The organism is Acidovorax radicis (genome assembly GCF_020510705.1).
Classification (GTDB): Bacteria; Pseudomonadota; Gammaproteobacteria; order Burkholderiales; family Burkholderiaceae_C; genus Acidovorax; species Acidovorax radicis_A.
On sequence record NZ_CP075184.1, the window covers coordinates 4,113,946 to 4,129,367 of the forward strand.

The 15,422-nt window shown below is 64.0% G+C and carries 13 protein-coding genes; 7 read left to right on the top strand and 6 right to left on the bottom strand.

Features of this window, described 5'->3' with window-relative positions; translation table 11 throughout:
* Positions 1-79: 79 nt before the first annotated feature.
* Positions 80-472, top strand: a complete 393-nt coding sequence (locus KI609_RS18840) for an EF-hand domain-containing protein (protein WP_413463442.1) — start codon at positions 80-82, stop codon at positions 470-472.
* A 229-nt stretch (positions 473-701) separates the two neighbouring features.
* Here the strand turns inward: KI609_RS18840 and KI609_RS18845 are convergent, their stop codons facing one another.
* The 3 genes from KI609_RS18845 to KI609_RS18855 form a co-directional block, all read right to left on the bottom strand.
* On the bottom strand, positions 702-1,133 hold the full coding sequence (locus KI609_RS18845) for a hypothetical protein (protein ID WP_226445078.1): 432 nt from the start codon (positions 1,131-1,133) through the stop codon (positions 702-704).
* Between the two features lie 500 nt (positions 1,134-1,633).
* On the bottom strand, positions 1,634-2,128 hold the full coding sequence (locus KI609_RS18850) for a DUF1854 domain-containing protein (protein ID WP_226445079.1): 495 nt from the start codon (positions 2,126-2,128) through the stop codon (positions 1,634-1,636).
* 18 nt (positions 2,129-2,146) lie between these two features.
* Positions 2,147-4,453, bottom strand: a complete 2,307-nt coding sequence (locus KI609_RS18855) for an ABC transporter ATP-binding protein (protein ID WP_226445080.1) — start codon at positions 4,451-4,453, stop codon at positions 2,147-2,149.
* A gap of 228 nt (positions 4,454-4,681) precedes the next feature.
* On the opposite strand from KI609_RS18855, the gene cphA (KI609_RS18860) reads away from it, so the two are divergent.
* The 3 genes from cphA (KI609_RS18860) (at position 4,682) to KI609_RS18870 (ending at position 10,061) form a co-directional block, all read left to right on the top strand.
* The gene (gene cphA, locus KI609_RS18860; RefSeq protein ID WP_226445081.1) at positions 4,682-6,886 is read left to right on the top strand and encodes a cyanophycin synthetase; all 2,205 of its coding nucleotides are present in this window, start codon (positions 4,682-4,684) and stop codon (positions 6,884-6,886) included.
* Between the two features lie 101 nt (positions 6,887-6,987).
* Positions 6,988-9,567 (top strand): cyanophycin synthetase, encoded by a 2,580-nt coding sequence (cphA, locus tag KI609_RS18865; protein WP_226445082.1) that lies wholly within the window; start codon positions 6,988-6,990, stop codon positions 9,565-9,567.
* Complete coding sequence (locus tag KI609_RS18870; protein ID WP_226445083.1) at positions 9,567-10,061, top strand: CreA family protein; 495 nt, start codon at positions 9,567-9,569, stop codon at positions 10,059-10,061. Before cphA (KI609_RS18865) ends, KI609_RS18870 begins: the two co-directional genes overlap by 1 nt.
* A 126-nt stretch (positions 10,062-10,187) precedes the next feature.
* On the opposite strand, the gene KI609_RS18875 is transcribed toward KI609_RS18870, so the two are convergent.
* Positions 10,188-10,835: a DsbA family oxidoreductase gene (locus KI609_RS18875; RefSeq protein WP_226445084.1), complete on the bottom strand. Its 648-nt coding sequence runs from the start codon at positions 10,833-10,835 to the stop codon at positions 10,188-10,190.
* A gap of 167 nt (positions 10,836-11,002) precedes the next feature.
* On the opposite strand from KI609_RS18875, the gene KI609_RS18880 reads away from it, so the two are divergent.
* The 3 genes from KI609_RS18880 to ruvC all read left to right on the top strand — a co-directional run bounded on the left by KI609_RS18880 (position 11,003) and on the right by ruvC (position 13,456).
* A complete protein-coding gene (locus KI609_RS18880; protein WP_226445085.1) occupies positions 11,003-11,782 on the top strand; it encodes a lysophospholipid acyltransferase family protein in 780 nt (259 codons plus the stop codon).
* 75 nt (positions 11,783-11,857) lie between these two features.
* A complete protein-coding gene (locus tag KI609_RS18885; RefSeq protein WP_226445086.1) occupies positions 11,858-12,850 on the top strand; it encodes a phosphatidate cytidylyltransferase in 993 nt (330 codons plus the stop codon).
* A 57-nt stretch (positions 12,851-12,907) separates the two neighbouring features.
* Positions 12,908-13,456 (top strand): crossover junction endodeoxyribonuclease RuvC, encoded by a 549-nt coding sequence (ruvC, locus tag KI609_RS18890; RefSeq protein ID WP_226445087.1) that lies wholly within the window; start codon positions 12,908-12,910, stop codon positions 13,454-13,456.
* A 74-nt stretch (positions 13,457-13,530) separates the two neighbouring features.
* Here ruvC and KI609_RS18895 read toward each other — a convergent pair whose 3' ends face one another.
* Together KI609_RS18895 and KI609_RS18900 are read right to left on the bottom strand one after the other, a co-directional pair.
* Positions 13,531-14,442 carry a bestrophin family protein gene (locus KI609_RS18895; protein ID WP_226445088.1) on the bottom strand — a complete coding sequence of 304 codons (912 nt, stop codon included), beginning with the start codon at positions 14,440-14,442 and terminating at the stop codon, positions 13,531-13,533.
* A gap of 183 nt (positions 14,443-14,625) precedes the next feature.
* Positions 14,626-15,261: an FMN-dependent NADH-azoreductase gene (locus tag KI609_RS18900; RefSeq protein ID WP_226445089.1), complete on the bottom strand. Its 636-nt coding sequence runs from the start codon at positions 15,259-15,261 to the stop codon at positions 14,626-14,628.
* Positions 15,262-15,422: the final 161 nt, after the last annotated feature.

A 15,422-nucleotide genomic window follows, 5' to 3' on the forward strand; every position in this document is an offset into this window, starting at 1 on the left:
TGGTTGCAATCGCCCGCCTCGCACCCACCTGTGCAACCATCATGGCCCTGCACCGAAGGAGCACGCTTTGCGCAAAAAGATGATTTCCCTGACCGGGTTGACCACGGCCATCCTTTGCACCTGGGGCTCGGTCGCCGCACAGTCTCCCACGGCCACCACGCCCTCTACGGCCGTAGCTTCTGCCGGCTCGACGTCACCCACCGAACCCACCAAGGGTGAAATCAAGGCCCTGCGCGAGTTCAAGATGCTGGACTTCAATGGCGATGGAAAGCTCAGCCGCACGGAGGTCAAGCTGTTCCCACGCCTGGCCGCTGCGTTTGATGATTCGGACACGGACGGCGACGGCTACGTGTCGTACGAGGAAGTGAAGGTTTTTGCAGCCAAATACCGCGCCGAGCGCGACCGCCAGAGGGCGCAACAGGCTGCGGCCGTGGCGTCTCCATCCACCCCCGCCGCAGAATCGCATCCTTGAGGTCTGATGCACCACGGAATGAAACCGCCACCGGCCCCTGAGAAATCAGGGTAAATTGCCTTCTAGCGCTTACTGCACAAGCGCAAGCAGCTATGAAATCAGGAGCAAGTGCTGAATCCCACGCGGCCGACAACATGGCCTAGGGCGTGGTCAGCCCACAAAAAAATGCCCGCCACAGGGATGCGCCCTGCACCGCCCAGCATTGCGCTGCGCCAGGCAAACCCCAACCTCAACCGCCGCCCGTGCGTTTGACCTTGGGATCGGAATAGGTCAAGGGCTCGTTTTTGGCCTGCTGCGCCATACGCTCCTGCAGCGTCATCTTGTTGATGTCCTGGGCCGCTTCCACTGCGCTGCCACTCGCACGCCACATGGACTGGATGAACTCAAGCAATTGCTTGTAAATCGGCTCCTTGGGCGGCTCAGGGGGCTCTTCGACCGTGTCTTTCTTCTTGACCGCCGTCCAGTCGCGATTGGGCGCATCAGGGGCCGACGGCTTGTCGGGCTCGCGCACGATGGCGCCTGCTCCCAACCGGTCCATGGACTCGACGGGATGGGGGGCGTTGATCGGCCGCACAGGAGGGGCCCCGGAAGCGCCAGTGGAATACAAATCAGCGCCCTGAGGACGCCAAGTCGGCGATCGATCGACAGGTGGCATTTGCATGGCAATGGCCCGTAGTTAATGAAAGAAATGGCGAAGGTCTTTCGGACTCTTCGTACATCTATAACGGCAATAAGAAGGGCAAATTAAGGTCTTTTTCACCGATTGACCAAAAAATAAGGGTTTTCACCTAGAAACTTAGTCCCAGAAGGTCAAGTGCAGAGGGTGAATGCAGGATTCCAAGCCCAAAAGGACGCGCCGCGCCCCCTGAGCGGCCGTGGAGACGCTGCAGAAAAAAGCGGTGTGGCGCAAAAAGCGGCTGCGATGAGACGGGCGCCGGAAGGAGTGCCCGCCAGGGTCAGGCGCATACCACCATCCCACGCCGAAGCTGAGGTGTGCGCGGCTCGCAGCGATTTGGCCCAAGCCCCGCTACATCGGGGCCCGAAAATCAACGCCCCGTCTGCGGCCGATCCCCATGCGCAGAATCGATATCGACGGGAGCGCCTGGAGACTTACGGCGCTGGCAGCGGTGTGTTGCGCCTGCCCAACGCGCCGCTACCGGACTAAAGAAAGCGTTCGAGCAGCTTGCGCGAATGCCGGTCCAGCAGCGTGGTGTCTTTCACGCGGAACTGCATGCCATCGCTCCCGGCGATCAACAAGCGGGTGCGCCCCCCCAGGCGGCGTATGTCTTCTTCTGCCTTGAGAACCAGGCGGGCCGGGCCACGATCCGTTTCCACACTCCAGGTGCTGGGAGTAGAAAAGCTAGAAACCGCCGTGATTTTTTCGATAGTAGGCACAAACTCCCGGGTTTGCAGCTCTTCTTCGATGAGCTGGCGCGCGGACGCCTCCACCCACTCGAGCCGAGGAACCCATAGCAGTTCATGTCCATTGCTGCCCACCAGCGATAACCCATCGCCCGGGGCGGCGATCGGGAACGCGCGCACTGGCGTGACATCTTCGTGCACCGAGCCATCGGCCAGGGTCAGAACCAGTCGCCCGTGGGCATTACGCGCCAGCTGGAAAACGGGCGTTGGCGAGCTTGAAAGGGTTGCTTGCATGGTGCGGTCTCGGCAATGTCAGGACTGCCCGGCAGGATGCGCCGGGTGCAAAAGGCTGCTGTCAATGAGGACGCCCGCAGCCTGCGCATCTTCTTCGGCGCGGCGCGCCTGCGCTTCGTAGAGGCGCCAGTACGCACCCTGCTTTTCCATCAGCGCGTCGTGTGGGCCCACCTCCACCACCTCGCCGCGATCCATCACCACCAGCCGGTCGGCTTTGCGCAGGGTGGACAAACGGTGGGCAATGGCGATAGTGGTGCGCCCTTGCACCAGGTTGTCCAGCGCCTTCTGGATTTCCTTCTCGGTTTCCGTGTCCACCGCCGAGGTGGCCTCATCAAGAATCAGGATGCGCGGATCGATCAGCAGCGCCCGTGCGATGGAGATGCGCTGGCGCTCGCCGCCCGACAGGCCTTGGCCACGCTCGCCCACCAGCGAGTCATAGCCATGTGGCAGCCGCAGAATGAACTCGTGGGCGTGGGCCGCGCGCGCAGCCGCCACAATCTCCTCGCGCGTGGCTTCAGGTTTGCCGTAGGCAATGTTCTCGGCAATCGTGCCGAAGAACAGAAATGGCTCTTGCAGCACCAAGCCGATATGCCGGCGATAGTCGGCCACGGCAAAGCGCCGGATATCGATGCCATCGACTTGAATGGACCCGTCGCTCACGTCATAAAAGCGATTGATCAAATTGACCAACGTGCTCTTGCCCGAGCCACTGTGGCCCACCAGGCCGATCATTTCGCCCGCACGAATCTCCAGGTCAAGGTCTTTGATGACCGCCCGGCTGCCGTAGCGAAACCCCACCCCCTGCATGCTGATGGAGCCCATTACCTTGTCCACCTTCACGGGCTGGACAGGGTCGGGTACGTTGCTCACATGGTCGAGGATGTCAAAAATGCGCTTGGCACCCGCCGCCGCCTTTTGCGTAACAGAAACGATGCGGCTCATGGAGTCGAGCCGGCTGTAAAAGCGCCCGATGTAGGCAATAAAGGCCGTGAGCACACCAACCGTGATCTGGTTGCGTGACACCAGCCAGATGCCAAAGCCCCACACCACCAGCAAGCCGATTTCGGTCAGCAGTGACACGGTGGGCGTGAAAAGACTCCAGGTCTTGTTGAGCTTGTCGTTGACTTCCAGGTTGTGCTGGTTGGCCTCGCGAAAACGCTGCGCTTCGCGCTTTTCCTGGGCAAAGGCCTTGACCACGCGGATGCCGGGGATGGTGTCGGCCAGCACATTGGTTACCTCACTCCATACGCGGTCGATCTTTTCAAAACCGGTGCGCAGGCGGTCTCGCACGGTGTGGATCATCCAGCCAATGAATGGCAGTGGCACGAGCGTGACCAGGGCGAGCCAGGGGTTGATGGAAAACAGGATCGCGGCCGTCATCATGATCATGAGCACGTCGGTCACGAAATCGAGCGCATGCAACGAAAGGAAAACGTTGATGCGATCCGTCTCGGAGCCGATGCGCGCCATCAGATCGCCCGTGCGCTTGCCGCCGAAATAGTCGAGCGACAGGCGCAGCAGGTGTTCGTAGGTGGTGGTGCGCAGGTCGGCACCGATGCGCTCGGACACCAGCGCCAGGATGTAGGTGCGCGCCCAGCTCAGCCCCCAGGCCGCCAGGGCCGAAAAAAGCAGCCCGCTCAAATAAAGCAGCACCAGGCCGGGTTCAATCTGCTTGCCGTTTTGAAACGGAATCAGGATGTCGTCCATCAACGGAATAGTGAGGTACGGCGGCACCAGTGTGGCGGCAGTCGATGCCAACGTGAGCCCGAACCCTGCCGCCAGCTGCTTGCGGTAGGGATGCGCAAAGCGCCACAGACGAAGCAGCACCCAGGTCGAGGTTTGTGGCGGCTGCGCTCGGGCGCAGGCAGGACACTCGTCGGTATCGGGCGGCAAAGGGGTGTGGCAAATCGGGCAGGCCGGCTCGTCCGTTTCATGCTCAGGGCTACAGCCCCCCAAGGCGCTTTGCTGATCAAAACGCTGCACCAGCCGCAGCGCCTGCGCATGGTGGGCCAGGGTAAAGCGCCACAGCCCCAGGCGGGTGGCGGCATCGTGCAGCTCCAGCGTTCCCACGCCGCCATGGTCTTGCAGACGCAAGGCCAGACCATCGTTCAGCGTCCAGCTGCGCCAGACCGTGGAGCCCGGATCGCAGGCCAGCAATCGTGCAGACGTCACCACCACCCAGCCCGAGGCAAACCGAAGTGCCGCGCTCAGGTCAACCTCCAGCGCAGCCAGCACGTTCTCTTGGGGTGCGAGCATGGCCCGCAAGTCGCCCCCCAAAGGGCCAGAGAAGACACCCGATGCGTCTACAGAATGGTGATGTTGCATTTTTGTTTGGGTTTTCCGCCACCGGCTGCCTGCGGTGACCGCGCTCGCGAAAGTGAGAATTCTCACCGATACTGCTCGCCATGGTGCGACGGCATCCTCCTGTAACGCTTGCGGCAGCCATTTGGCTGACACTGCGCACAGAGCCCGGACTGGCGCACAATCTTCGTCCACAAAATCTCTTTTTCCTGCACAGACCTCACAAGGCTGGAAACACACCCGCTGCACTCCATGGCGAAACTCAACGACATCCAACTGCTTCGCATCAACTACTTGCGGGGCCCGAACATCTGGACCTATCGGCCCGTCCTGGAAGTCTGGCTGGACTTGGGAGAGCTGGAAGACCATCCCTCCAACATGCTCCCCGGCTTCACTGACCGCCTCACCAAATGGCTACCCGCGCTAGTCGAACACCACTGCGGCGTGGGCGAACGCGGGGGCTTTTTGCAGCGGCTGCAGGAGGGCACCTGGTGTGGCCATGTGCTGGAGCACATCGTCATCGAGCTGCTCAACCTGGCGGGCATGCCCACCGGTTTTGGCCAGACACGCAGCACCTCCCAGCGCGGCGTCTACCGCATGGTGTTCCGCGCCCGCGATGAGCAAGTCGCCCGCATGGCGCTCGCCCAAGGCCATGCCCTCATCATGGCAGCGATCAATGACGAGCCTTTCGATGTGCCGACTGCGGTGGCCCGCGTGCGCACCGAGGTGGACGACCAATACCTTGGCCCCAGCACCGCGTGCATCGTCACGGCAGCTACAGACCGGGGCATTCCCCACATCCGGCTCAATGACGGCAATCTGGTGCAACTGGGTTATGGCGCCAGCCAGCGTCGCATCTGGACGGCAGAAACCGAATTCACCAGCGCGATTGCCGAGGGCATCGCCAGCGACAAAGACCTGACCAAAAGCTTGCTCAAGGCCTGTGGCGTGCCGATCCCCCAAGGCCAGGTGGTTCACAGCCCCGAAGAAGCCTGGGAAGCCGCACAGGACATCGGCCTACCCGTGGCGGTCAAGCCCTCCGATGGCAACCACGGCCGTGGCGTGACGCTGGACCTGAGCAAGAAGGAAGACATCGAGGCGGCCTACCACGTCGCCTACCCCGAAGGCAGCGACGTGATGGTGGAGAGCTTCATCCCGGGCGACGAACACCGCCTGCTGGTGGTGGGTGGCAAGCTGGTGGCCGCAGCGCGTGGCGAGGTAGTCAGCATCACCGGCAATGGCCGCAACACCGTCAAGGAACTCATCGACACCCAGCTCAACTCCGACCCGCGCCGGGGCTACGAGGAAGAGTACCCGCTCGAAATCATCGACCTGGCAACCGACACCAAGGTGCAGCTGGAACTCAAGCGCCAGGACCTCGACGCCGACTCCGTGCCCGCCGCTGGCCGCCAGGTGGTGGTGCAGCGCAATGGCAACATGGCCGTGGACTGCACGGACGACGTGCACCCTGAAGTCGCGTACATCGCCCAGCTCGCCGCCAAGGTGGTGGGCCTGGACATCGCTGGCATCGACATGGTGGCCCGCGATATTTCCAAGCCCCTGCACACCCAGGGCGGCGCGATTGTCGAAGTCAACGCAGGCCCGGGCCTGCTGATGCATCTGAAGCCAGCGGTGGGCGCACCCCGCCCGGTCGGCCAGGCCATTGCGGAGCATCTGTTTCCTGTAGACGCCGACGACGCGCAATCTGGCCGCATCCCACTGGTGGGCGTGGCGGGAACCCGCAGCACCTCCACCATTGCCCGCGTGGTCGCCTGGCTATTGCACCTCAGTGGTCACCACACGGGACTGGCCTGCCGCGAAGGCCTGTTTCTGGACCGCCGCTGCGTGGAAGCCACCGATTGCGCGCACTGGGAGGCTGCCCACCGCCTGCTCATGAACAAGATGGTGCAGGCCGCTGTCATCGAAAGCGACGCGCGCACCATCTTGCGCGACGGGCTGGCCTACGACCGCTGCCAGGTGGGGGTGGTGACCGACATGGACGGTGTCGAAACGCTGGCCGAGTTTGACGTGCACGAGCAGGACCAGATGACCAAGGTGATGCGCACCCAGGTCGATGTGGTGCTGGCCGAAGGAGCCACCGTGCTCAACGCCGCCATTGCACAGGTGGCAGACCTTGCCCCGCTGTCTGATGGCGCCGTGGTGCTGTATGCGCAGGACGGCAGCTTGCCCGCCATCGTCGAACACCGGGCCAAGGACAACGGCCGCGCCGTCATCGTGAAAAACGGTCGTGTGGTGCTGGCCACAGGCACCGCGGAACATGTGCTGGGGGCGCTGACCGACCTCACGTTTGGCCGCAATGCCGTGGTGCCCGACATCGACGCACTGCTGGCGGCGGTTGGCACCGCATGGGCGCTGGACATTGCTCCTGACCTCATCGGTGCGGGCATCAAGACTTTCGAGCCCGATCTGGCTGCGGCTTTTGGCCTGCGCCAATAACAGCGCGCCCGCACGCACCCCGCCCTGACCCGCTATTCCACGACTGCCCACGACATGAAACGGGGCCCCAGTGCCCCGACGGACCACTGAAAGAAACTTCCATGGATGTATCCCGCACCCGGGCCCTGCGCGGCCCCAATCTCTGGAGCCGCCACATGGCCATCGAGGCCGTGGTGAGCTGCACTGAAACCGAGCGTGCCGTGGGCCAGATGGCCGGCTTTGAAACCCGGCTGAGGGCCTTGTTCCCGGCCATCGGTGTTCTGCACCCCGAAGGCGGGGACGCCGACATCTCGCTGGCCCATGTGCTGCAGGCCGCCGCACTGGCTCTGCAGGCACAAGCCGGGTGCCCGGTCACCTTTGCTCGCACCACCGCCACCACCGATGCAGGCGTGTACCAGGTGGTTGTCGAATACAGCGAAGAAGCCGTGGGCCGCAAGGCATTCGAAGATGCACAACAACTCATCCAGGCAGCGCTGGGCCATGGCAGTTTCGACGCTGCCAAGGCCGTCGCCGACCTTCGCGAACTCGACGAAGACGAGCGCCTGGGCCCCAGCACGGGCTCCATCGTCGAGGCCGCCGTGGTCCGTGGCATTCCTTACCGCCGCCTCACGCGCGGTAGCTTGGTGCAGTTTGGCTGGGGTTCCAAGCAACGCCGCATCCAGGCCGCCGAGGTCGACTCGACCAGTGCCGTGGCCGAATCCATCGGCCAGGACAAGGACCTGACCAAGCGCCTGCTGCACGCTGCGGGCGTGCCCGTGCCGCTGGGCAAGCCCGTCGAGAGCGTGGACGAAGCCTGGGAGGTTGCGCTCAAGGTGGGCCTGCCCGTGGTGGTCAAACCGCAAGACGGCAACCAGGGCAAAGGCGTGACGGTGAACATCACCGACCGCGCCCAGTTGGAAGAAGCGTACAAAAATGCCGCCGACTACGGCACCGTGATGGTCGAGCGCTTTTTGCCCGGCCACGACTTCCGACTGCTGGTGGTAGGCGACCAACTGGTGGCCGCCGCGCGCCGCGAGCCGCCCCAGGTGCTGGGCGATGGTGAGCACACCGTGCGCGAGCTGGTCGATGTGGTGAACCTGGACCCGCGCCGTGGCGAAGGCCACGCCACGTCGCTCACCAAGATCCGCCTCGATGACATCGCCGTGGCACGCCTGGCCATGCAGGGTCTGACCGCAGACTCGGTGCCCGAAAAAGGCCAGCGCGTCATCCTGCGCAACAACGCCAACCTGTCCACCGGCGGCACCGCCACCGACGTGACCGACGACGTGCACCCCGACGTGGCCGCCCGCGCCATTGCAGCCGCCCAGATGGTGGGCCTGCACATCTGCGGCGTGGACATGGTGGCCGAGACCGTGCTGCGCCCGCTCGAAGAACAAGGTGGCGGCTTTGTCGAAGTGAACGCCGCCCCCGGCCTGCGCATGCACCTGGCCCCCAGCTACGGCAAGCCCCGCAACGTGGGCCAGGCCATGGTGGACCGCCTCTATGCCCATGGCGATGACGGCCGCATCCCCACCGTAGCCGTGACCGGCACCAACGGCAAGACCACCACCGCCCGCCTGATTGCGCACCTGTTTACCGCGCAGGGTTTGCGCGTGGGCATGACCAACACCGACGGCGTGTATGTGAACGGCCGCCAGATCGACAGCGGCGATTGCAGCGGCCCCAAGAGCGCCCGCAACGTGCTGCTGCACCCCGAGGTGGACGCCGCCGTGTTTGAGACCGCCCGTGGCGGCATCCTGCGCGAAGGCCTGGGCTTTGACCGCTGCCAGGTGGCGGTGGTCACCAACATCGGCGCGGGCGACCACCTGGGCCTGAACTACATCACCACGGTGGAAGACCTGGCCGTGCTCAAGCGCGTGATCGTGCAGAACGTGGCGCCCACGGGCTACGCCGTGCTCAACGCCGCCGACCCCATCGTGGCCGCCATGGCCTCGGCCTGCCCCGGCAAGGTGATCTACTTTGCCAGCGACCGCCACCACCCCGTGATGGTGACGCACCGCGCCCAGGGCCACCGCACCGTGTATGTGGATGGCGACTCCATCGTGGCCTCCGAAGGCTCGTGGCGCGAGACCATCCACCTGCGCGATGTGCCCATCACCCGCAACGGCAAGATCGGTTTTCAGGTTGAGAACGTCATGGCGTCTGTGGCCGCCGCCTGGGGCGTGGGCATGCCGTGGCAGACCATTCGCAGGGGCCTGTCGGGCTTTGTGAACGACAGCGACAACGCCCCCGGCCGCTTCAACATCATGGACTACCGGGGCGCCACCATCATCGCGGACTATGGCCACAACCCCGACGCCATGCGCGCCCTGGTGCAGGCCGTGGATGCCCTGCCCGGCAATCGCCGCAGCGTGGTTATCAGCGGTGCGGGCGACCGGCGCGACGAAGACATCCGCGAGCAGACCGTGATCCTGGGCGCCGCGTTTGACGACGTCATCCTGTACCAGGACGCTGCCCAGCGCGGCCGTGCCGACGGCGAAGTGATGGCCCTGCTGCGCGAAGGCCTGGCCGGTGCCCCCCGCACCACGCATGTGGAAGAGATCCGGGGCGAGTTCATCGCCATCGACACCGCGCTGGCGCGCCTCTCGCCCGGCGACCTGTGCCTGGTGCTGGTGGACCAGGTCGAAGAAGCCCTGGCCCACCTGGCCCAGCGCTGCACCGAAGGCGAGGCCACCGCGTGATGGCTGCGCGCACGCTCACAGCCGCAGCCGTCGTAGCGCTTGCCGCCCTCACAGGCAGCGCCGCGCAGGCCGCATCGGGCGAAAAGATCGGCACTGTGGACACCGCCTTCCAGCGGATCGGCCGCGACCACGACATCATCGTCGAGGCCTATGACGACCCCGGCGTGTTGGGCGTGACCTGCTACGTGTCGCGCGCGCGCATCGGTGGCATCAAGGGCACGCTGGGCCTGGCCGAAGACCGCGCCGAGGCATCGATTGCCTGCCGCCAGGTCGGTCCCATCAGCTTTCCCGAGCCTTTGAAGAAGCAGGAAGAAGTGTTCAGCGAACGCATGTCCATCCTGTTCAAGCGCCTGCGCATCGTGCGCATGGTGGACCCGGCCCGCAACACGCTGGTGTACCTCACGTACTCCGACAAACTCATCGACGGATCGCCCCAGAACGGCGTGACCGCCGTGCCGGTGGACCGCACCACCGCCATCCCGCTGCGCAAGTGACGGTGGCCCGGGGCCGCCAAGGCAACGCGTAGACATCAAAAAAAGGGGCCTGGGCCCCCTTTTTTGATCGTACAAGCCGATAGCGCTTGTGCAATATGCCAAAGCAGCTATCAAATAAAGAGCAAACTACCCCTGCGCCGCAATCTGCCGCAGCGCCTGCTCAAACACCTCCACGGGCTGGCCACCCTGTATCAAGTGGCGCTCGTTGATGATGATGGCGGGCACCGAGTGGATGCCGTTTTGCAGATACAGCTGCTCGCGCTCGCGCACCTCGTCGGCGTAGCGGTCTGACGCCAGCAGCGCACGCGCTTGCGCCCCGTCCAGCCCCACCTCGCCCGCCACGCGCACCAGCACGTCGTGGTTGCTGGGGTCCTGCCCGTCGGTGAAATACGCCTTGAACAGCGCGTGCTTGAGCTGCGCCTGTAGGCCCTTTTCTTCGGCCCAGTGCAGCAGCCGGTGCGCATCGAAGGTGTTGTAGATGCGGCTGCGCTTGTCCATGCTGAAAGTAAACCCCAGCGCCGCACCGCGTGCCGCGATGGCCTCGCGGTTCTTCTGGCTCTGCTCGGGCGTGGCACCGTATTTTTCTTGCAGGTGCTCGCCAATGTCCTGGCCTTCGGGCGCCATCTGCGGGTTCAGCTCAAAGGGCTGAAAGTGCAGGTCCAGCGCCACCTCGCCCTTCAAGCGGTCTGCCGCCTGTTCCAGCGCCTTGAGGCCGATGATGCACCAGGGGCAGGAGACATCGGAGACGAAATCGATTTTGAGGGTGGTGGTCATGAGCGGGGTCTACTAATGAGAGATGCGGAATAGTAGGACGGGTTCGAAAACCGTGAGGGTGACGGGTGTACTGGAGGGTGCAAGGCAGATTTGGGCCCGAAGCCGAAGACGGGCGATGGCTCCCATCGAACTGAACCACTCACCCACAGGCCCGTATCATCCCCGCCATGCTTGCCAAGTTGATGAGTTTCCTCCTGCTGGGGATCGTGCGGTTTCTGACCGGGTCTCAGGCCCGCTGGTATGGCTGCCCGCCCAAGGCCGAGCAGCGTATTTATTTCGCCAACCACCAGAGCCATGCCGACATGGTGCTGATCTGGGCGGCGTTGCCCGAAGAGTTGCGCAGCATTACCCGGCCCATTGCGGCCAAGGACTACTGGACCAAAACGCCGTTCCGGCAGTGGATCACCACCGCCGTGTTCAACGCCGTGTATGTGGACCGCCAGGCCACACCCGCGCGGCCAACCACAACTACAACTACAAACACGACCGTGGCCACGGAGCCAGCGGGCGCCCCTGCGGCCCCGGCAGATGCCGACACCGCAACGGCGGGCGGCCCCGACCCTTCGCCCAAAACCCCAACGCGTGCGCCCAGCCCGGAGGCGCTGCGCGCCGCCCTGCCCGCGTCCGACCCACTGGCCCCGCTGGTGCGTGCGCTCGAAAGCGGCGACTCCATCGTGATCTTTCCTGAGGGCACACGGGGCCATGCCGACGAGCCGCAGCCGTTCAAGTCGGGCCTGTTCAAGCTGGCGCAGATGTTCCCGCAGGTCGTGCTGGTGCCCGCCTGGATCAACAACGTGCAGCGCGTGATGCCCAAGGGCGAAGTGGTGCCCGTGCCCATCCTGTGTTCGGTGACGTTTGGCACACCCATCGTGCTGGAAGCGGGCGAGGAGCGCCGCCCTTTCCTTGATCGCGCGCGCGATGCGGTGATTGCGCTGCGGGATGTCTGAACGTGCAAAACGCCCCGCTGCTCCCTTCGCACAGTGCTTTACCGCTGGCTGCACACCACGGTGCACGGCTTTGACATGAACAATTTTCTTCGCAACCTCACCGCCACGCAGCAAATCGGCGCCCTGTTCCTGGTCGTGTTCGGCATCCTGTCGATCGTGACAGTCTGGGCCTTTGTGCGCAACCTGCGCGAGCAGCCCAGCGACACCCCCGAGGCAGAGGCCAGCGCGCTGGAAGCCAAACGGTTTTGGGGGCTGCTCCAGACCTCGTGGGCCATGGCCACCGTGTTCTGGGTGGGCTGGGCGCTGGGCGAGACGGTGGCCACGGTGCTATTTGCCATCGTGGGTTTTTTTGCGCTGCGCGAATTCATCACCCTGTCGCCCACGCGGCGCGGCGACCACCGCAGCCTGGTGCTGGCGTTCTTCGTGGTACTGCCATTGCAGTTCTGGATCGTCGGCAGCAAACACTTCGACCTGTTCACGGTGTTCATACCGGTCTACGTGTTCCTCGCCCTGCCTGTGGTGAGCGCGCTGGCCAACGACCCGCAGCGCTTCCTGGAGCGCAACGCCAAGCTGCAGTGGGGCATCATGGTCTGCGTGTACGGCATGAGCCATGTGCCCGCCTTGCTGCTGCTCGACTTTCCGGGTTACCGCGACAAGGGCGCTTTTTTGGTGTTCTTCCTGGTGTTTGTGGTGCAGACCTGCATGGTGGTGCAGCACCTGCTGGGCCGGCGCTTTCCGCACCACCCCGTGGCGCCGCAGGTGAGCCAGAGTTTTCAGTGGCCGAGCTGGCTGGCGGGGGTGGGCGTGGGCGGGCTGGTGGGCGCGTTGCTCACCTTCATTACGCCGTTCAAACCAGGGCAGGCGCTGGGCATGGCATTGCTGGCCTGCGTGGCGGGCAGCCTGGGGCATCTGGTGATGAAGGCGCTCAAACGCGACCGAGGCATCACGAGCTGGGGCATGCAGGGCATGTCGGTCACGGGTGCGGGCGGGCTGCTCGACCGGGTGGATGCCTTATGTTTTGCAGCACCCGTGTTCTTCCATTCTGTGCGCTGGTACTTCGGTTTATAGTCAAAACACACTCCAGCGCTTATTCCACAAGCGCTAGCAGCTACATAAAATATAGCAATGCGCATTCTTGGTATCGACCCCGGCCTGCAGACCACCGGTTTTGGCGTGGTGGACATGCACGGCCACCAACTCAGCTACGTAGCCAGCGGCACCATCCGCACCACCACGCTGGCGCTGGGTGATCTGCCGGGGCGCCTGAAGATCCTGTTTGACGGCATCACCGAGGTGGCCGCGCGCTACCAGCCCGACGTGGCGTCGGTCGAAATCGTGTTCGTCAACGTCAACCCGCAATCCACCCTGCTGCTGGGCCAGGCGCGCGGCGCCGCCATCACGGCACTGGTAGCCAGCAACCTGCCGGTGGCCGAATACACCGCGCTGCAGATGAAAAAAGCCGTGGTCGGCCATGGCCGCGCCGCCAAGAGCCAGGTGCAGGAAATGGTGCGCCGCCTGCTCAGCCTGCCAGGCCTGCCCGGCACCGACGCCGCCGACGGCTTGGGCATGGCCATCACCCACGCCCACGCGGGCACCGCCATGGCGCGCCTGGGCGAGGCCGCCACGCTCAACCGCCGCCAGCATGCGATGTACAAGGACGGGCGCAGCTATTGAGTGGCGTGCGACAGGCGTGTCAGCCCCTCGACGGCGACCATGGTGGTCGCAAGGGCTCGCAGGCCTGCGGGCTCCTAGGTCAAAAAGATGCGTTCCCGGTCTACCACGACCGGCGGCAGCGGCTCCCCCAGCATCTCGCGCACGCTGTCTTCAATCGTTTGCGACATGGCGTTCAAAGCCAGGTCATTCGGTGCCATGCCAAATGGCTCTTCAATCTCGGCGGCCACCGCCTCCAGCGCGAAGAAGGTGTAAGCGATAAATGTGGCAATGACGGGGGTCATCGCGCCGATGGTGTCCACCAAACCAAACGGCAACAACAAGCAGTAGGTAAATACCGTCCGGTGGATCAGCACCGCATACGTAAAGGGAATGGGCGTGCTGGCAATGCGCTCGCAGCCGCCCAGCGCATCGCTGAGGCGGCACATGGACGCCTCCATGGCCGGCACCAGCATCGGGGAGAGGCTTCCGTCCTGCCGCCGCTCGCGCACCCAGTTGCCAGCCCGCAGCAACAGCCCCACCGGCTTGTAGCGCAGGCCGCCGAGATCGGCACAGTCCTGCGCAGACAACAACCGCTGCAGATCGGGGGTGCAGTCAGTGCCCCGCAACTGATGCCGTGCCGCATGGACAAAAGCGACCAGGTACAGCGCGAGTTTGCGCGTGTGTGCCGGCTCATCGACATGTGTGAGGGCCTGCCGAACCAGCGTGCGCGCCTCGTTCAAAAAGACGCCCCATAGCGTGCGGGCCTCCCAATAGCGGGCGTAGCTTGTGCTGTTGCGAAAGCCCAAAAAAATCGCCAGCGTCAAGCCAATGAGCGAAAACGGCACAAAATTGAGCTGAATCTTCCATTGCAACAGTTGCCCGTGGCACAGGGTGACAAGCACCGCAAATGCCGCCGTGATGAGCAGCTGCACGGCGATTTCTGGCAAGACGGAACCGCGCAGCACAAAGAGCATGCGTAACCAATGGGGACGTGGGCGAATGATCACGATGAGATCGGGAGAGCGAGGGATGGGACAGATGGCGGAAGCTTTGTCCCCGCTGCCAGCCGCCGCGATGGGCTCTGTGCGGGTGCCGAATTATCTACCTCGCGGCAGCAGGCCACCCCAACGGACACATCAAGCCCACCAGCCCACCACGCCGATGCGTTCGAAGCCTGCCACCACGCCACATCAGGATTGGCGAGTGATTTCAGCGCTCGCAGCGCGCTGGATCTGCGGCGCCAGCGCAGCGAGGAATTCATCCATCGTCTGCTCGTGCAGGTCTACGGCTTTCGCCCCGCCTCCCGCCACCACGGTCACGTCCTCAATGCCGATGACGCCGAGGATGAGCCGAAGGTATTGCGTTGCGATGTCGCGATCCCGGATAGGCGATCCCTCGGTATAGACGCCGCCCGATGCCATCAGCACGGTCGCCTTCTTGCCCTTGATAAGACCTCGGCCATCCAGGCCAAGCGTCACGCCCTTGCGCACGATGTGATCGACCCACGCCTTCAGCGACGCCGGAATGTTGTAGTTGTAGACCGGCGTCGAGATGACAAGGTGCTCGGCCGCGAGCAGTTCGGAGACCAGCTCATCGGACAATTGGAGCGCCTCCTTCATCGCTGGCGATTGATCTGCGGGCGTCGTGAAGTAAGCCTGCAGCCAGGGAGCCGTGACGAACGAGAGCCCGGAGTCGACGAGATCACGATGCACGATGCGGCCTCCCGGATGTGCTGTGCGCCATGCCGCGAGGAAGCGTTGCGTCATTTGACGCGAGACGGACTGGCCACCGCGCGGGCTGGTTTCAACAACGAGAAGCTGGGTCATCGGAAGGTTCTTTCTTTCGGCGCAGGTGAGCGAAACGCGGGCTGCTGGGGGAGGGGCGGGAAAAGGTTCAACGGCTGGCAGACTTCCATGCAACAAGCTGGGCCGTTGACGGTAATCTAGGCCCCGCAAAACTTCTTCGGAAGAGATAAAAGTAAGATATT